Origin of the sequence: Kribbella catacumbae DSM 19601, from assembly GCF_000372465.1 — a bacterium.
In the GTDB taxonomy this organism is placed as follows: Bacteria; Actinomycetota; Actinomycetes; order Propionibacteriales; family Kribbellaceae; genus Kribbella; species Kribbella catacumbae.
The window spans coordinates 59,825-76,579 of record NZ_AQUZ01000003.1 but is presented as its reverse complement, the minus strand read 5'-3'; the positions used below and the strand labels follow the sequence as shown (position 1 = coordinate 76,579).

14 protein-coding genes are annotated in these 16,755 nt (G+C 67.2%); 3 read left to right on the top strand and 11 right to left on the bottom strand.

Features of this window, described 5'->3' with window-relative positions; translation table 11 throughout:
• Nucleotides 1-3: 3 nt before the first annotated feature.
• The 7 genes from A3ES_RS53785 to A3ES_RS0104265 form a co-directional block, all read right to left on the bottom strand.
• Complete coding sequence (locus A3ES_RS53785; protein WP_020385550.1) at nucleotides 4-162, bottom strand: hypothetical protein; 159 nt, start codon at nucleotides 160-162, stop codon at nucleotides 4-6.
• Nucleotides 163-239: 77 nt separating this feature from the next.
• On the bottom strand, nucleotides 240-929 hold the full coding sequence (locus tag A3ES_RS0104295; RefSeq protein ID WP_020385549.1) for a ribonuclease FAU-1 family protein: 690 nt from the start codon (nucleotides 927-929) through the stop codon (nucleotides 240-242).
• The gene (locus A3ES_RS0104290; protein WP_020385548.1) at nucleotides 926-2,329 is read right to left on the bottom strand and encodes a class II fumarate hydratase; all 1,404 of its coding nucleotides are present in this window, start codon (nucleotides 2,327-2,329) and stop codon (nucleotides 926-928) included. The genes A3ES_RS0104295 and A3ES_RS0104290 overlap by 4 nt, the downstream gene beginning before the upstream one ends.
• 39 nt (nucleotides 2,330-2,368) lie before the next feature.
• On the bottom strand, nucleotides 2,369-3,019 hold the full coding sequence (locus A3ES_RS0104285) for a spermidine synthase (protein ID WP_237744851.1): 651 nt from the start codon (nucleotides 3,017-3,019) through the stop codon (nucleotides 2,369-2,371).
• On the bottom strand, nucleotides 3,010-3,705 hold the full coding sequence (locus A3ES_RS0104280; protein ID WP_020385546.1) for an aggregation-promoting factor C-terminal-like domain-containing protein: 696 nt from the start codon (nucleotides 3,703-3,705) through the stop codon (nucleotides 3,010-3,012). Before A3ES_RS0104280 ends, A3ES_RS0104285 begins: the two co-directional genes overlap by 10 nt.
• Before the next feature lie 158 nt (nucleotides 3,706-3,863).
• Nucleotides 3,864-5,201 carry a PhoH family protein gene (locus tag A3ES_RS0104275; protein ID WP_020385545.1) on the bottom strand — a complete coding sequence of 446 codons (1,338 nt, stop codon included), beginning with the start codon at nucleotides 5,199-5,201 and terminating at the stop codon, nucleotides 3,864-3,866.
• 1,456 nt (nucleotides 5,202-6,657) lie between these two features.
• Nucleotides 6,658-7,437: an isoprenyl transferase gene (locus tag A3ES_RS0104265; protein WP_020385543.1), complete on the bottom strand. Its 780-nt coding sequence runs from the start codon at nucleotides 7,435-7,437 to the stop codon at nucleotides 6,658-6,660.
• A 224-nt stretch (nucleotides 7,438-7,661) separates the two neighbouring features.
• Here A3ES_RS0104265 and trhA point away from each other — a divergent pair, with 224 nt between their 5' ends.
• Both trhA and A3ES_RS0104255 read left to right on the top strand, forming a co-directional pair.
• The gene (gene trhA / locus A3ES_RS0104260; RefSeq protein ID WP_020385542.1) at nucleotides 7,662-8,381 is read left to right on the top strand and encodes a PAQR family membrane homeostasis protein TrhA; all 720 of its coding nucleotides are present in this window, start codon (nucleotides 7,662-7,664) and stop codon (nucleotides 8,379-8,381) included.
• Nucleotides 8,382-8,468: 87 nt separating this feature from the next.
• The gene (locus A3ES_RS0104255; RefSeq protein ID WP_020385541.1) at nucleotides 8,469-9,644 is read left to right on the top strand and encodes a phosphotransferase; all 1,176 of its coding nucleotides are present in this window, start codon (nucleotides 8,469-8,471) and stop codon (nucleotides 9,642-9,644) included.
• Here the strand turns inward: A3ES_RS0104255 and A3ES_RS0104250 are convergent.
• Nucleotides 9,637-10,107 (bottom strand): nitroreductase family deazaflavin-dependent oxidoreductase, encoded by a 471-nt coding sequence (locus tag A3ES_RS0104250; RefSeq protein ID WP_020385540.1) that lies wholly within the window; start codon nucleotides 10,105-10,107, stop codon nucleotides 9,637-9,639. The genes A3ES_RS0104255 and A3ES_RS0104250 overlap by 8 nt on opposite strands.
• Before the next feature lie 236 nt (nucleotides 10,108-10,343).
• Here A3ES_RS0104250 and A3ES_RS46225 point away from each other — a divergent pair, with 236 nt between their 5' ends.
• The gene (locus A3ES_RS46225) at nucleotides 10,344-10,751 is read left to right on the top strand and encodes a hypothetical protein (RefSeq protein WP_020385539.1); all 408 of its coding nucleotides are present in this window, start codon (nucleotides 10,344-10,346) and stop codon (nucleotides 10,749-10,751) included.
• A 170-nt stretch (nucleotides 10,752-10,921) separates the two neighbouring features.
• Here the strand turns inward: A3ES_RS46225 and A3ES_RS0104240 are convergent, their stop codons facing one another.
• The 3 genes from A3ES_RS0104240 to A3ES_RS0104230 all read right to left on the bottom strand — a co-directional run bounded on the left by A3ES_RS0104240 (nucleotide 10,922) and on the right by A3ES_RS0104230 (nucleotide 16,714).
• Nucleotides 10,922-12,340 (bottom strand): M20/M25/M40 family metallo-hydrolase, encoded by a 1,419-nt coding sequence (locus A3ES_RS0104240; RefSeq protein ID WP_020385538.1) that lies wholly within the window; start codon nucleotides 12,338-12,340, stop codon nucleotides 10,922-10,924.
• Between the two features lie 115 nt (nucleotides 12,341-12,455).
• Nucleotides 12,456-14,510: a M4 family metallopeptidase gene (locus A3ES_RS0104235; RefSeq protein WP_040454011.1), complete on the bottom strand. Its 2,055-nt coding sequence runs from the start codon at nucleotides 14,508-14,510 to the stop codon at nucleotides 12,456-12,458.
• Nucleotides 14,511-14,737: 227 nt separating this feature from the next.
• Nucleotides 14,738-16,714: a thioredoxin domain-containing protein gene (locus tag A3ES_RS0104230; protein WP_202806435.1), complete on the bottom strand. Its 1,977-nt coding sequence runs from the start codon at nucleotides 16,712-16,714 to the stop codon at nucleotides 14,738-14,740.
• Nucleotides 16,715-16,755: the final 41 nt, after the last annotated feature.

Genomic DNA, 16,755 nt, shown 5'->3' with positions numbered 1-16,755 from the left:
GGTCTAGCCGGCTGAGGCTGTCACCGGCTCCGGAAGTTTGACCATCAGCTGCTTCGCGGCCCGCAACAGGTCGGCTTCGTTGTGCCCGAAGGCCTGGAGGTAGGAACGCACGGCCGATCGCAGCAGCCGCAGCTCCTCGTCGTTCAGTTCGATGGTGTGCATATTTCTCACGGTAAACCCGCTCCCCACGAAAAGCGCCACCTCGTGACCGACCCGTTGCGTCGCGAGGCCGGTGAGTTTCAGCCCAGGAGCTCCTCCGCTATGTGGGTGACGGTGTAGCCGGTGGGCGCTTCGGGGAGGCGTAGGTGGGGGTCTGGGCGCCAGGACTGCCAGTTGTCGGTGAAGGGTGGGCCCCAGGCTTCGATCTCGCGTACTGCGGTGTGGGCGTCGGCCACGATGCGTTCTGCCTCCGTGGCGGTGAAGCGGCCGGCGGTGACGGCGCCTTCCAGTTCGTCTTCGTCTTTCCAGTCGATCTTGCGGTCCGGGTGGATCCACAGGTCGAGCACGTAGTCGACCGTGCTGGTCCGGCGGGCCTCGATGTCGCGGCGGTGCTCGGCTTCGAGGTTCACGTACCACCCCAGGAAGGTCTCGTCAGCGGACCAGAAGTGCCACACCGACCAGGGCTTCCCGGTGGGTGAGACCTTGAGGATGCCGGTGCCGTGCCAGATGTCGAGCTTGAGCACCCTGTCCTCGGTGAACATCCGCTCCGGACCCGCATGCCGCATCTCCCGGCCGTCGACGAGCACCGGCTTGATCACCGGCGTACCGGGCGCGAGCCAGGCGACCAGCGCGTCCTCGTCGTCGCGGACCACCGTCATCGGTCGCACGTTCGGCAGGTGGCTGAACCGGCCGGTCCCTTCGTAGACCCACTCGATCGTCGTACCGGGCTGCCAGTGCAGGTCCACCCCGGTCGTCGCCTCGGCCGTCACGAGCCGGCCGGCCGGGTCATCGAGAGCAGGTCGAGGGCCGCGTCGAGCTGCGCCTCGGTCAGGTCTCCGCGCTCGACGTGACCGTTCTCGATCACGACCTCGCGGATCGTCTTGCCCTGCTTGAGCGCACTCTTGGCCACCGCCGCCGCGTTCTCGTAACCGATATAGCGATTGAGCGGTGTCACGATCGACGGCGACGACGCGGCCAGCGCGCGGGCGTGCTCGACGTTCGCGGTGATGCCGTCCACGCAGCGGTCGGCGAGCAGCCGCGAACTGTTGCTCAGCAACTGGATCGACTCGAGCAGGTTGCGGGCGATCACGGGGAGCATCACGTTCAGCTCGAAGTTCCCGCCGGCGCCGGCCACCGTGATGGTGGTGTCGTTGCCGATCACCTGCGCGGCCACCATCAGCGTCGCCTCGCAGATCACCGGGTTCACCTTGCCCGGCATGATGCTCGACCCCGGCTGCAGGTCCGGCAGCGCGATCTCACCGAGCCCAGCACGTGGCCCGGAACCCATCCAGCGCAGGTCGTTGCAGATCTTGGTCAGGCTGACCGCGATCGTCTTCAGCTGACCCGACAACTCCACCAGGCCGTCGCGAGCGCCCTGCGCCTCGAAGTGGTCGGCCGCCTCACTCAGCTCCAGCCCGGTCCGCCGGTTCAGCTCGGTGATCACCTTGGCCGCGAATCCGGCCGGCGTGTTGATCCCCGTCCCGACCGCCGTCCCGCCCAGCGGCAGCTCGGTCACCCGGGGCAGTGTCGCGCGGACCCGGTCGGCACCCCGGCTGATCTGCGCGGCATACCCCGTGAACTCCTGCCCGAGAGTGACCGGCGTCGCGTCCATCAGGTGCGTGCGACCGGACTTCACGACCTCAGCGAACTCAGAACCCTTCTGCGACAGGGATTTCGCCAGGTGCTCCAACGCCGGCAGCAGATCCTGGATGACGCCGGCCGTCGCGGCGACGTGGATCGCCGACGGGAAGGTGTCGTTGCTGGACTGGCTCGCGTTGACGTGGTCGTTCGGGTGCACCTCGGCGTCCAGCGCGCGGGTGGCGAGGGTGGCGAGCACCTCGTTCACATTCATGTTGGTCGACGTCCCCGATCCGGTCTGGAACACGTCGATCGGGAACTCGGCGTCGAACTCCCCCGCGGCGACCCGGTCCGCGGCCGCGACGATGCCGTCGGCAAGCTTGTGGTCCACCACCCCGAGCTCGGCGTTCACCACCGCGGCCGACGCCTTGATCTGGGCCAGCGCGTGCACGAGCGCCGGCGCCAGCGGCTGGCCGGAGATCGGGAAGTTCTCCACCGCACGCTGGGTCTGGGCCCGCCACAACGCGTCGCGAGGCACCTTGACCTCGCCCATCGTGTCGTGCTCGATCCTGAATTCCGCCTTGTCTCCCATACCAGCAGCCTACGTCGATCTGCCCTGTCCGCCGATCGACTACGAGCTGCCCTGATAGATGTAGTAGGTCTCGGCCCGTTCTTGCAGCCGAACGGGGACGGGCCGCACCTCGCACCCGCCGAAGACCTCCCGCATCACCGCCTCCAACGCGGCAGACGCCGACGACGACCACACCGTCAGTACTCCGCCCGGAGCCAACCGCCGCCTGCATTCGCCAAGGAACGAGCTCTCATACAGCGCAGAATTCTCGTTGTAAACAAGGAAATCCGGCCCGTTGTCCACATCCAGCAACAGCCCGTCCAGCGAACCCAAAGCCTGAGCCAGTACTACGTCGCGCACGTCGCCGACCTCGACCCGGACCCGGCCGTCGTCGAGCACCGACGGCACCAGCCCGTCCCGCATCCACTGCACGACGGCCGGCTCGATCTCAGCGACCAGCACCGACTCAACCCGCGAATCGGCGAGCAGCGCCCGCACGGTGTAGCCCAGCCCGAGCCCTCCCACGAGCACCCGCGCAGGCCGCAGTACAGCATCCAGGGCAGCTGAGGCGAGCAGCTCCTCGCTGGAGGTCTCGGCGTCGTCCATCACGAACACGCCGTTCACCCGCAGCTCGAGTGCCCCGTCCTGTCGGCGTCGCAGCAGGAGCTCGCCCCGCTCACTGACCGCCCGTGCCAGCTCGCTCAGTACCAACCCTTGGCCTTGGAGTGTGACCAGGCGCCGCACGGGGAGCCGTGGCGGTTCTCGATGTAGTCCAGCCCCCACTTGATCTGGGTGACCGGGTTGGTGCGCCAGTCCTTGCCGTACGCCGCCATCCGGTTGCCGGGGAGGGCCTGGGGGATGCCGTAAGCGCTGGAGGTCGGGTTGTCCGCCGATACCAGCCAGCGGGACTCCTTGGTCCACAGCTTGTCCAGGCAGCTGAACTGGCTTTCGCCCCAGCCGTGGTCGGCCAGCAGGTTCTTCGCGATCTCCTTCGGGGTGCCCTCGAGCTTCTTGCGCTCGGCGTCCCGGCTGGCGCGTTCCTCACGGGCGTTCTCGTCGGTCTTCTTCAGCGCCTTGTAGCGGGCGAGCGCGGTGTTCTTCGCCTTCTGCTTCTGGTCGGACGCGTCCTGCGCGGCCCGGCGGGCGGCGTCGACGGCCTCGATCTGGTTGCGCAGCTGGATGACTTCCTGGGCCTGCTCGGCGGCCGTCTTCGGCTTCGGGGTCGGCGACTTGGCGGCCTGCGCGCGCTCACTGTTCAGGACAGCCATCTCCGCGCGTCCGGAGACCGGATCCGACGCGGCGCTGCTACCGGGGGTGAAGAGGTCCAGGCCCGCGACAACGGAGACAACGGCGATACCACTGACTGCGAGGATCGCGACAGAGCGCTTCGCTTTCATCTGTCCTTCCGAGATACCCGACCCCCGTCGGCTGCAACAGGAACATACTCTGGCCTAATCAGAGCGTGATCACAACAACGTCACAACGAACGGTGCGGCCACCTGGCAGGTGGCCGCACCGGGTACCGCGAAAGTCTTACTTTTGTTTTACAGAGCAGCTACAGCTGGACGTCCTCCAGCATCTCGGTGACCAGGGCCGCGATCGGCGAACGCTCCGACCGGGTCAGCGTCACGTGGGCGAAAAGTGGGTGTCCCTTCAGCTTCTCGACCACCGCGACGACCCCGTCGTGCCGGCCGACGCGCAGGTTGTCGCGCTGGGCGACGTCGTGGGTGAGCACCACCCGCGAGTTGGCGCCGATCCGGGACAGCACCGTGAGCAGCACGTTGCGCTCCAGCGACTGGGCCTCGTCGACGATCACGAACGCGTCGTGCAGCGACCGGCCGCGGATGTGGGTCAGCGGCATCACTTCGAGCATGCCGCGGTCCATCACCTCGTCGATCACGTCACCGCTGGTCAGCGCGCCGAGCGTGTCGTGCACCGCCTGCGCCCAGGGCGCCATCTTCTCGGACTCCGAGCCGGGCAGATAGCCGAGCTCCTGACCGCCCACGGCGAACAGCGGCCGGAAGACGACCACCTTCTTGTGCTGGCGGCGCTCCATCACCGCCTCGAGTCCGGCGCACAGCGCGAGCGCCGACTTACCGGTACCGGCGCGGCCGCCGAGCGAGATGATCCCGACGTCGGGATCCAGCAGCAGGTCCAGCGCGACGCGCTGCTCCGCCGACCGGCCTCGCAAGCCGAACGCCTCCCGGTCACCGCGGACCAGCCTGATCCGCTTGTCCGGCATCACCCGGCCGAGCGCGCTGCCGCGCTCGGACAGCAGCACCAGACCGGTGTGGGTGGGGAAGTCACGTCCCTCGGGGATGTCCAGCACCCCGTCCTCGTACAGGCTGTCGACGTCGCTGGTCGGCACCTCCAGCTCGTCCATCCCGGTCCAGCCGGACGACTCCAGCGCCAGCTCGGCGCGGTACTCCTCGGCGTCCAGGCCGCAGGCCGAGGCCTTGACCCGCATCGGCAGGTCCTTGGAGACCACCGTGACGTTGCGGCCCTCGGCCTGGAAGTTGCAGGCCACCGCGAGGATGCGGCTGTCGTTGTCGCCGAGCCGGAAACCGGCCGGCAAGCTCTCCGGGTCCGTGTGATTGAGCTCGACCCGGAGTATTCCACCCTTCTCCCCCACTGGCAGGGGTGCGTCCAACCGTCCGTGCTGGATCCGGAGCTCGTCCATCAAGCGCAACGCGGTGCGAGCGAAGTAGCCGAGCTCTGGGTGATGCCGTTTTGCCTCCAGTTCGGTGACGACGACCACCGGAATGACGACCTCGTGCTCGTCGAAGCGCACCATCGCGTGCGGATCCGACAGCAGGACCGAGGTGTCCAGCACAAAAGTGCGCTGGTCCGGCGTGGATGAGGGGTTTGACGCCTTGGCGTGGGTGGCAGCCATGGAGCACGTCCTCTCGGACCGCGGCGTGCACCACGCCCGGTCCACCAGTGGTTAGGTGTTGGACCGGGTCCGGACCCGGAGGTCTGGTGCAGACCCCCTCCGCCACGCAGCACCTGCGTGACCGGAAATCAGCGAGGGTGAGACCGAAGGTCTCGGGCACTCCGTTCGGCCCCTCATGGGGCTACCGGCGAGCAGTTACGTCTCATCTGATCGGGCCTCCCGGACAGCCGGCTTCCCCTCCGACCGTCACTAGTGAGAGTAGGTCCGTCGCGCAAACGCCGCAGCCCGACACGCCCGTCCCCGGGGTTAACGGCTTGTTACACGTTTCCCCCCACCGGGCGACACCGTTCACCCGGTGGAGTGAGCCGGTACGCCGGTACGCCGCCGCACGCTCTACGTATGCTGAAAACCGCGCTCGGTTACGCCACCTCGCTGTGGTCGCTGACCTACGGAGTACTGGGGATCTACTGGGCCACTGGCGGCTCCGGCTACCCGTTCGCCCGCGTCGGCGACGACCACTCGACCGCCTCGCTGCTCGAAGGAGCCTGGGTCGGCGCTGTCGCCCCAGTGATGGCCGTGCTCGGCCTCCTCGGCGCGGTGGCCGCACTGGTGATGACACGGCGCAGCGTCACCAGCGGCCTGGCTAGCGGGCTGCTCCTGGGTTTCGGCGGCACTATGGCGGTCCTGCTGGCTCTCGTCATCCCCGACTACACACCGCTCGGCATGCTCGCCCTGTCCCCGGCGATCCTCGTCTTCGCCTTCACCGGCGTTCCAGGCCCACAGGACGGCGTCGGGGACATCCTGTACTGGCACCGCGTGAACATCCTGATCATGTTCCTCGGCGGCCTCCTGTGGGCCGCTACGGCCGTCAGCTACCACCGCAGGCGCCGACAGGCCTGCACCAACTGTGGACGCGACGACAGGCCGCTCAAGGCCTGGCAGACGCCCGAAGGCGCCCTGCGGTGGGGCCGTCGCGCAGTACTGATCGCCGCGGTCTGCAACATCCCCTACGAGGTCACCCGGATCGCCTGGTACTTCGGCTGGAAGCTGGGCATCACCGACGAGTTCCACCAGATGATGGCCGACACGCCTGGCATGCTCGAAATGGGTCTCGCGATGGCCGGCCTGGCCATCGGCGGCAGCATCCTCACCCACGGCCTGGTGAGCCGCTGGGGTGAGGTCTATCCGCGCTGGATCTGGTTCAAGGCCGGCCAGCGGATCCCACCGAAGCTGGCGATCATCCCCGCGTCGATCGTGGCCGTAGTACTGATCCCGGCCGGCCTGATGAACCTCCGGCTGGCGGACGACGACGGAGCATCCTTGTGGGGCCTGACGGTGCCCGGCACGCTCTGGGTCGTCTGGGGCGCAGCACTGGGCGCAGCGACGTACGCCTACTACCTCCGACGCCGTACTACGTGCCGCCGGTGCGGCCGGGGTGCGCCAGAGGCCGCAGTACTCACGTCCCGAAGCGGCGCTCCCGCTGGGCGTAGCTCCGGATCGCTCGCAGGAAGTCGACGTGCCGGAAGTCCGGCCAGAGCGCCTCGCAGAAGTAGAACTCGCTCAGCGCGCTCTGCCACAGCAGGAACCCGCCCAGCCGCTGCTCCCCCGACGTCCGGATGACCAGGTCCGGGTCCGGCTGGCCCTTGGTGTAGAGGTGCTCGGCGATGTGCTCGACGTCGACCCGCTCGGCCAGCTCCTCGATCGAGATGCCCTTGGCGGCCTCTTCGAGCAGCAGCGAGCGGACGGCGTCGGCCAGCTCGCGACGCCCGCCGTACCCGACGGCGACGTTGACCAGCAGGCCCTGCGCGTTCTGGGTGGCGGCCTCGGCGCCCTTCAGCACCTCGGCGGTGGCGCCCGGCAACAAGTCGAGCGCGCCGACCGGGTGGATCCGCCACTGGCCGATGGAGGTCAGCTCCTCGACGGTCTGCTCGATGATCCGCAGCAGCGGCTCCAGCTCGTCGGCCGGGCGGGTCAGGTTGTCGGTGGACAGCATCCAGACCGTGACGACCTTGACGCCGACCTCGTCGCACCAGTGCAGGAACTCGGTGATCTTGGTCGCGCCCGCCTCGTGGCCGCGCGACACCGGGTCACCGGCGGCCCTGGCCCAGCGCCGGTTGCCGTCGATGATGACGCCGATGTGGCGCGGCATCCGGTCCGGCGACAGCGATCGCGCCAGGCGGCGCTCGTACAGCCCGTAGACGACGTCGCGCAGCTTGGCCTTGCCAGGTGTCCGCATGAGCAGATGCTCTCCTCGATGTCTCTCAGGCTTCGAGGCTAGCCGACATTTTCCGGTTCGCAGAGCGATCGAACTTTTGCCGTTGTTCGAGCATCAGACACTCCGGGGGAAGTGAACCCGGCGGTGATCTGGCCTACATTTCAGGCTTATGGACCATTGAACCTACGCAACCGTAGGTTACGGTTGCGTAAGTATTCCGACGCCCCGCACGCGAGAGGACGGCGATGACGGCCAGGACCGCACCCAGTACTCCGCCCGATGCGACCCCTCACGAGCACAGTCACCACCGGCTGAGCGACCGGCTCTCGCCACTGAAGCCGAAGCTGCGCGGCTGGCTGCACGCCGGCACCTTCCCGCTCGCGACCGCGGCCGGCATCGTGCTGATCTGTCTCGCGCCGACCACGAGCGCGCGCTGGGCCGCCGCCGTCTACACGCTGGGCTCGATGCTGCTGTTCGGCATCTCCGCGCTCTACCACCGCTTCTACTGGGGCTCGACCGGCGAGGCGATCCTGCGCCGGCTCGACCACAGCAACATCTTCCTGCTGATCGCCGGCACCTACACCCCACTGGGCGTGGTGCTGCTGCGTGGCAACGACCGGATCCTGCTGCTCAGCCTGGCCTGGGGCGGCGCTCTGATCGGCATCCTGTTCCGGATCTTCTGGGTGCACGCCCCCCGCTGGCTCTACACCCCGATCTACCTGGCCCTGGGCTGGGTGGCGGTCTTCTGGATGGGCGACTTCTACCATCTGGGCGGCGCGGCGGTGGTCACGCTGCTCGCGATCGGCGGCGGCCTCTACTCGATCGGCGCGGTCATCTACGGCACCAAGCGGCCGAACCCGTCACCGCTGTGGTTCGGCTTCCACGAGATCTTCCACGCCTGCACCGTGGCGGCCTTCATCTGCCACTACATCGCGGTCAGCATCGCGACGTACCGGGCGGGCTGATTCCGGGGCCCCAACGGGCGATCTGAAGGTGAGCTGAAGGTTCGGTGACACCATCGAACCATCACCGCAGACCGCCGGGGGGCACCCATGAACACGATCAGCGACGGATTGGCAACGCTCGGCCGGGACGCACCCGACGAGCCCACACTGGCCCAGCTCGTCCGCGACATCACCGGGTACGCCGACGCGGAGCCCAGCTCCGCGCGGATCGAGCCGGTCGACTACGAGATCGGTACGCCGAGCACCGAGCAACTCCTCCGGATCGCCGGCACGGCCACGGTGGCCGGCCGGACCGTCGAGTGGTCCGCCTTCGTCAAGAAGCTCCGGTCGGCCCGGCACTGGCCGCTGATCCACCTCGTCCCGGAGCCGTTCCGCGAGCACTTCGTCGAGAACCTGCCCTGGCAACTCGAGGTCGCGGTCCACCGGAGCAACCTCGCAACCCTGATGCCGGACGGTTTACGGCTGCCCAAGATGTACTCGATCGGCGAGTACGACGACGACCGGGCAACCCTGTGGATGGAAGACGTCATCCAGCTGCCCGGCGCCTGGCCGCTCGGGCGCTTCGAGCACGCGGCCAACCTGCTCGGCCGGTTGTCCGCCCGGCGCCAGCTCCACCTGGTCGAGCCGCTGCTCCCCCGGGGCACCGTGGACGAACCCGGGATCGGGCTGCGGTACTACACGAACGGCCGGGTGATCATGGGCGCGATTCCGTTGCTGGCCAACGACCAGACCTGGCGCCACCCCCTCTTGGCCGAGGCGATCTGCTCGACCGGCGATCACGGGCTTCGGGACGAGCTACTCGCGCTGGGGAGCCGGCTGCCCGCAGTACTGGATCGGCTGGATGCTCTGCCACAGACCTATCAGCATGGGGATGCGAGTCCGCAGAATCTGCTGGTGCCGAAGGACAAGCAGGACGAGTTCGTCGTGATCGACTGGGGTTTCGACTGCCCGCAGGCGATCGGGTTCGACCTCGGTCAGCTCCTGGTGGGCCTGGCCCACGCCGGGGAGCTGGCAGCCGACGAACTGCCGACGATCCACACCGTCATCCTCCCGGCCTTCATGGAGGGACTGGCCGCGGAGGGGATGACGGTCACCGAGGACGACGTGCTGTACGGCTACCTCGGCTCGCTGATGGCCCGGGCGACCTTCACCGCGTTGCCGCTGGAGCAACTCGGCAAGACCACCGAGTGCGGTCCAGAGCTGTTCGAGCAGCGAGTCCGGCTCACCCGCGCCCTGGTCGATCTGGTCTCAACCATCAACTAGGCGTCAGCACGAAGACCCGGATCGCCCGGCCGCTGCGTTCGACGTACGTGTCGTAGGCCGGCCAGACCCGGGTGACGAGAGGCCAGACCCGGTCCCGCTCAGTCCCTTCTGCCAGGACGGCGCGGACCGGGATCTCTCGTCCGCCAGGCAGGGTCACCGTCGCCTGGTCGCAGGCGAGCAGGTTGCCCGACCAGGCGGGATGGCTCTGCTGACCCCAGTTCGACGCGGTGACGACGAAACCGTCGCCGTCGGGTGCGTAGAGCAGTGGCACGGTCCGGGGCAGGCCTGACTTCCGTCCCTGGGTGGTCAGCAGCAAAGTGGGCAAGGCCGTACGGCCGATGATCGTGACCCGGCCACCGGTCTTTCGTTGCAGCCAGCGATCGACCGGTACCGCAGTGCGACCGACCGTCGCGAACCACGGCCGGTGCCCTAACGAGCGGATGACATTCGTGTACCAGCCCATGCACGAAGTCTGCCGTCACCCTGCATCCGGGTATGTATGAGGGTGTGAAGAGCATCCGGATCGCAGTGCCCCGTGTCGGCGGTTGCGTTAGCGATAGCGGTGTCCAGGTGCGTGCCTGGGCGCCGCTAGCGCAACGGAACCGCCGACACGGGGCACTGGTACTGGCAGCCGCCGCGGGCTTGGTCCTGGCCGGGTGTGGTGACGAATCAGATCCAGGCGCGGGCAGCACTCCGTCCATGCCCAGCCCGAGCGCACCCATCACCAGTACTCCGACCGCGACGCCCGGCGCCGGCCCGCTGCCGTTCACGGTCACCCGGACAGGCGGTTTCGCCGGGTTCAACGACACGGTCGTGGTGGGTACCGACGGCATCGCCAATGTCACCTCGATGGGCAAGGTCCCATCGCGCTGCAAGCTGGAAGCCGGTTTGCTCACAGACCTCACCGACGCGGTCAAGCAGGTCGACTGGGCTTCGGTCGGCATCACCAAACCGACGGTGCGTCACCCGGACGACATGATCGTTGCGGTCTCGGCCAGCGGCGGTCTGGCCCGGCTCGAGGACCCGAAGCTGAAGCCGCTGGTGGCCCCGGTGAGCAAACTGCTCACCGAAGCCACCAAACCCGGCAATCTCTGCAAGCCGGCCTAGTGCGTGTCTCCCGATTCCCTGCAGTAGCGAGCAGGTGCTCGGTGCGGTAGCTCGGCATGCTGGAGTGAAGGCCTCGATGTTTTTCCATCGTGGCCTTTGCTCCAGTGCGGCGAGGTGCCGTGCCGAGTGCCGCGCAGCACGCAGGGAATCGGGAGACACGCCCTAGCCGGCTAGCCCCCGATCAGAGCGACGTCGTCGATCACGAAGCTCGTCTGCAGGGACGAGTCCTCCTGGCCGAGGAACTTCACGGTGACCGTTTTGCCCTTGTAGGCAAGGACGTTCAGCGTCTTCTGTACGTACGACGTGGACTTGTTCAGATTCGAGTACGTCGCCAGCGTGGTCGTCGTCGAGCCGTCGACCACCTGCACCTTCACGGTGTCGTAGACCGTGGAGCTGGTCGTCTCGGTGGTGTCGATCCGGATCCAGAACGAGAGGCTGGCCGCGGTGGCCGCCGCCGGGATGGCTACGGACTGACCGATGTTCTCCGTGCTGGACCGGCCGTTGCCCTGCAGCCACGCCTTGTAGGTGCCGGTGCGCGCAGGCTTGGAGCTGCTGTTGGTGATCACGCCGGTGGTACCGGTCCAGTTCACCGCACCCGACTCGAAGCCCGGGTTCTTGATCAGGTTGTCACCCGTCGGCGGCTCAGGGTCGCCGTACTCCTTCTGGGCGTAGTTCCAGATCATGTGACCGATCGCGTCGATCTGGCGGTCCAGCGAGGTCAGGTTGAGGTTGTTGATGTTGTCGCAGGAGCGGTGGTAGCAGGGGTCGTACGCCTGCCCGGCCGTGCCACCCCACTTCGTCGCCTGGGCTGACGTCTTGGTGCCCTCGGCACCGGAGAACGTCCCGGCCGTGGCGATCCCGAGCGACCGGAACGCCGCATGGTCCGACCGGCCCTGGACGTCGACATACTCGGTCTGGATGCTCTTGCTGGTGAAGTAGCTGGTCAGGTCGTCGCGCGCGCCGTTGCCGGCCGGGTTGTCGTTGTAGACGAAGTAGCCCGGGTTCGGCGACCCGATCATGTCGAAGTTCAGGTAGAGCTCGATCTTGTCCCGATCGGCCGCGGGCAGGTTGTTGACGTAGTACTTCGATCCGAGCAGACCCAGCTCTTCGGCTCCCCAGAAGCCGAAACGCAAACGATTCTTGGCCACCTGGCCGCTGGCGGCATAGGCCAGTGCCGTCTCGAGGACACCCGCGCTGCCGGTGCCGTTGTCGTTGATCCCGGGCCCGGAGCTGACGCTGTCCAGGTGCGAGCCGGCCATCACGACATGGTTCGCATCGCCATGCGGCCACTCCGCGATGACGTTGTACGACGTACCGGCCGAGGTCGAGAACGACTGCAGCACGGTGGTGTAGCCGGCCGCGTCGAGCTTGGACTTCACCCAGTTGGCCGAAGCCAGGTACCCGGGGCGGCCGGTGTAGCGGTTACCACCGTTGCTGGTGGCAATCGACTGGAACTGGTCCAGGTGAGCCTTGGCGTTGGTGACCGAGATGTCTGGTGACTCGACAGCCTGAGCACTGCTGCCGGGGATGAGTACGGCGCCGGCTACGAGGGCGGTGCCGAGTACGCCGTACAGGGGGGACTTGAGCATGGGGGCTACTCCTTTGCCTCACAAAAGGCGAGTGTCACAAAGCGTCCGGGGCGCACGGCCTGGGCGAGGCCATACGCCCCGGACTGAAATCACAGTGGGACAAACTGTTTGCTGACTAGCCGATCAGCGACGTGTCGTCGACGACGAAGCTGGTCTGCAGCGAGACGTCCTCGTTCTCCAGGAACTTGACCGTGACCGTCTTGCCGGCGTAGGCGCCGACGTTGAAGGTCTTCTGCGTGTAGGTCGTGTTCTTGTTGAGGTTGGAGTACGTCGCCAGGGTGGTCGTGGTCGAGCCATCCACGATCTGCACCCGGAGCCGGTCGTACACCGTCGAGGTGGTGGTCTCGTTGGTGTCGATCCGGAGCCAGAACGACAGTTGCGCGGTGGTGGCGCCGGCCGGGATCGCGACGGACTGGCCGACGTTCGCCGTGGCGGTGACGCCCTTGCCACCGAGCCACGCCTTCCAGCTGCCGCTACGAGCCGGCTTGGAGGCGCTGTTGGTGACGACACCAGCAGTACCGGTCCAGTTGACCGCACCGGACTCAAAGCCGATGTTCAGCAGGCGCTCGCTACCGGTCGGCGGGACAGTGCCACCACAGGTGGCGGCGCCGGCCGGAACGCTGATGCCGTTGAACGCGGCCTGGATGCCGAGGCACTGGGCCGAGTTGTTGCCGTACAGCGTCTTGGCGACGGTGATCGCCCCTTCGCGGGCGTCCTTGTAGGTGCTGCCGGAGGTCAGCTTGGTGGCCAGCGTCTGGTACCAGACCTTGGCGGCCACGTCGCGGCCGACGGCGACGATGGTGGTGCCGTCGCAGGCGGTGCTGCTGTGGGTCACACCGCCGATCACCTTGCTGCCAGTGCCCTCGGAGGCCAGGTAGAACCAGTGGTTCAGCGGGCCGGAGGAGTAGTGCGGGTCCATCCCACCGGTGCTGGTCGACCAGCAGTCAACGCTGCGGCTGTCCTTCGACGGCTTGTCCATGTAGCGCAGCGGCGTGCCGTTGCCGTTGATGTTGATCTTCTCGCCGATCAGGTAGTCACCCGGGTCGGAGGCGTTGTTCGCGGAGAACTCGACCGCGGTACCGAAGATGTCCGAGGTGGACTCGTTCAGGCCGCCCGCGTCGCCGAAGTAGTTCAGGTTCGCGGTCGCCTCGGTGACACCGTGGCTCATCTCGTGGCCGGCCACGTCGATCGAGGTCAGCGGCCGCTGGTTGCTCGCGCCGTCGCCGTACGTCATCTGGGTGCCGTCCCAGAACGCGTTCACGTACGCGTTGCCGTAGTGCACGCGGGACCGCGCACCCTGGCCGTTGTTGAAGATGCCGTTGCGGCCGTGGACGTTCTTGTAGTAGTCCCAGGTCAGCTGCGAACCGAAGTGCGCGTCGACGCCGGCGGTCTGGCGGTTCGCCGTGGTGCCGCTGCCCCAGGTGTCGTCGGGGTCGGTGAAGATCGTTCCGGTACCGGAGGTCGCACCGTTCAGATCGGTGGTGTTGTTACCGCCGCGGCTCGGGTCCGACATCGAGAAGCTGCCGGAGGTCCCGATGCTGACCTGGCCGGAGTACATCGAGTTGCCGGTACCGGTCTTGATCTCGTCGTCCTGGGCGAGGACGGCGCCGGACTTGGCGTCGATGAACGAGTGCAGCACGGACGGCGTCTGGTCGGCCTTGACGCCCGACGTGACGACCTCGTAGGCCAGCACCGGCTTGCCGGTGGCGGCGAAGACGACCAGCGTCCCCTTGTTGCTGGTGGCCTTGAAGTCAGCCGCCTTCGATCCCTTGGCCAGCGCGGCGGCCTGCGACAGCGTCGGCTTGGTCGAAGCGACCCCGACCTTCTTGGCACCGCGGTTGTAGATGACACCCTTGATCGCGTTGCTCTTGCGCTCCACGATCAGGTCGCCACCGACCACCTTCAGACCGTTGTAGGTGCGGTCGTACCGGACGTGCTCGGTGCCGTCGGCATCCTTGACGACGTCGCGGACCTTGAGCACCTCACCGCCGGCCAGTCCGAGAGCTGCGGCCGTCTGCGCGGTCAGCGCCTGTTCGGCCTGGACGGCGGCCGGCTGGTTGAAGCCGGATGCCGGGAGCGGGGCCGTACGGTTGGCGGCTCCTGCGGGCGACATCGCCAATCCCGCAGCTGCGACGATGGCCACCGCCCCTGCTGATGTCAGTCGTTTCAAGACAACATCTCCTCACGGTGTGGTCGCTGTTTGGGCGCAGCGACCAAATTCAATTGGGGGCAGACCGGATGTTCTGGCGCAGCAGTGCCACTGCTCACTTGTGACAATATGTGTCAGTACGTGCGAGTTCCGTTACATCCGACTGAGGGAGGACTCTGTCCTTCGCCGGACCAAGAGTCAAGAGATTCCGGCGAAACGGCAGGGAAAACCCGCACTGACGCGCGTTGTCAGCGAGGGGGGTTCAACTCACGCCGAAGGTCTTCCGGCAACACGACAGGCAGCCGGCAGGTGAACTTCTGACACACGTACGCCGCCGGCTCGCCCCGGACGAGCCCTCGCCCGGCCAGCAACGGCACCTCGGACCCGGTAAGACCAGTGGCCACCGCGGTCCCCCACGGCGCATCCTTCAGAGCCACTCTGATCAGTTCCCTGGACTCACCGATGATGGCGATCTCCAGTGGGCCCGCGGCAACGGTCTCGGCAACCGCCAGAGCTCGGCCGGCGAAGCGCGGAGCTCGTCCGGCGATCGCCGCCGACGCCCGCAGTGCTTGCTGAGCCGCCGCTTCATAGCGGGCCGATCCGGTCACCGAGGCCAGTGTGGTGAGCGCTTCGGCCGCGAGTGCCACCCCCGACGGACTCGCGTTGTCGGTCGCATCCTGCGGGCGCCAGACCAGCGCCTCCGCATCACCGGCCGTGTCGTAGAAGCTGCCCTCAGCAACAAACTGCTCCAGCACCCGATCCAGCAGGCTTTGCGCGAGCTCGAGCCACGAACTGTTGCCGGTGACACCCAACAGAGTCAGACATGCCTGCGCGAACGCGGCGTAGTCCTCCAGTACGCCGTGCGCTCCCCCAACCTCGCCATCACGCGACGTGCGACGCAGGATTCCGCCCTCGCCCAGATGAACATCCCGGACCAATCCAGCCGCGGCAACCGCAGCCTCGACGTACTCCGGCCTCTCCAGTACTACGCCCGCCCGCGCAAGCCCCGTGATCGCCAGACCGTTCCACGCGGCGACCACCTTGTCGTCGCGGCCGGGATAGGTCCTGCCGCGACGGGCCTCCCGTAGTACGGCCTGGACTCTTCGCCAGCGGGCCGCGTCGTCGGGATCACGACGGAGTTGGAGGACGGAGGTGCCGTGCTCGAAGGTGCCGGTGATGTCGCAGAGGTCGATCACCCAATCGGCATCGTCACCGAGCAGTTGTTGCAGCTCTTCGGGCGACCATACGTAGTACCGGCCCTCCTCGCCCTCGGTGTCGGCATCGAGCGCGGAAGCGAATCCGCCTTGGGGCGTGCGCAGCTCGGCAAGCAGGAAGTCGGCGGTCTCGATGGCGATCCGCTTGGCCAGTGGCTCCTCGGTGATCGCCCACCAGTGGGTGTAGACGTCGAGCAGCAGCGCGTTGTCGTAGAGCATCTTCTCGAAGTGCGGGATGACCCACTGCCCGTCGACGCTGTACCGCGCGAAGCCGCCGGCGAGCTGGTCGTACATGCCACCGCGAGCCATCCGCTCACAGGTCCGGGCGACCATGTCCAGAGCTTCCGTGGATCCGGTCCGCCGGTGATGCCGGAGCAGGAAGTCGAGCACCATCGACGGCGGGAACTTCGGCGCTCTTCCGAACCCGGCGTCGACCGGATCGAAGTCCACCTTCAGGAGTGCGACCGCGCGGTCCAGTGTCGCCGCGTCGATCGCTCCTTCTGCCGCTGGAGTGCTGGCACCAAGCTGATCGACGACGGAGCGGCCGACCTTGTCGATGTCCGCGCGCTTGGTCTGCCAGGCGTTGACCAGCGACTCCAGTACCTGCCGGAACGTCGCCATCCCGTGCCGCGGCTCGGACGGGAAGTAGGTCCCGCAGAAGAACGGCTCGGCCGCCGGCGTCAGGAACACCGACATCGGCCAGCCACCCTGCCCCGTCATCGCGACCGTTGCCTGCATATAGATGGCATCTACATCCGGCCGCTCCTCGCGGTCGACCTTGACGCAGACGAAGTGCTCGTTGAGATAGGCGGCCGTGACCTCGTCCTCGAACGACTCATGGGCCATCACATGACACCAATGACACGCAGAGTAACCGACAGAGAGGAAAATTGGTGCATCACGACGCTCGGCCTCGGCGAGAGCCTCCTCACCCCAGGCGTACCAGTCCACCGGATTCCCTTGGTGCTGCAAGAGATACGGGCTCGTGGCGTTCGCCAAGCGATTCACCATCGTGTCACTCCGTTCCAGTGATAGTTGCATCACTTCGACCA

Bases quoted from the DNA above. Each gene is read 5' to 3' on its own strand.
- A3ES_RS0104240 (WP_020385538.1), bottom strand. From the start codon at position 12,340: ATGCTCAAGTCCCCCCTGTACGGCGTACTCGGCACCGCCCTCGTAGCC.
- A3ES_RS0104230 (WP_202806435.1), bottom strand. From the start codon at position 16,714: ATGGTGAATCGCTTGGCGAACGCCACGAGCCCGTATCTCTTGCAGCAC.
- A3ES_RS53785 (WP_020385550.1), bottom strand. From the start codon at position 162: ATGCACACCATCGAACTGAACGACGAGGAGCTGCGGCTGCTGCGATCG.
- A3ES_RS0104250 (WP_020385540.1), bottom strand. From the start codon at position 10,107: ATGGGCTGGTACACGAATGTCATCCGCTCGTTAGGGCACCGGCCGTGG.
- A3ES_RS0104290 (WP_020385548.1), bottom strand. From the start codon at position 2,329: ATGGGAGACAAGGCGGAATTCAGGATCGAGCACGACACGATGGGCGAG.
- A3ES_RS0104255 (WP_020385541.1), top strand. From the start codon at position 8,469: ATGAACACGATCAGCGACGGATTGGCAACGCTCGGCCGGGACGCACCC.
- A3ES_RS0104265 (WP_020385543.1), bottom strand. From the start codon at position 7,437: ATGCGGACACCTGGCAAGGCCAAGCTGCGCGACGTCGTCTACGGGCTG.
- trhA (WP_020385542.1), top strand. From the start codon at position 7,662: ATGACGGCCAGGACCGCACCCAGTACTCCGCCCGATGCGACCCCTCAC.
- A3ES_RS0104280 (WP_020385546.1), bottom strand. From the start codon at position 3,705: ATGAAAGCGAAGCGCTCTGTCGCGATCCTCGCAGTCAGTGGTATCGCC.
- A3ES_RS46225 (WP_020385539.1), top strand. From the start codon at position 10,344: ATGCCCAGCCCGAGCGCACCCATCACCAGTACTCCGACCGCGACGCCC.
- A3ES_RS0104275 (WP_020385545.1), bottom strand. From the start codon at position 5,201: ATGGCTGCCACCCACGCCAAGGCGTCAAACCCCTCATCCACGCCGGAC.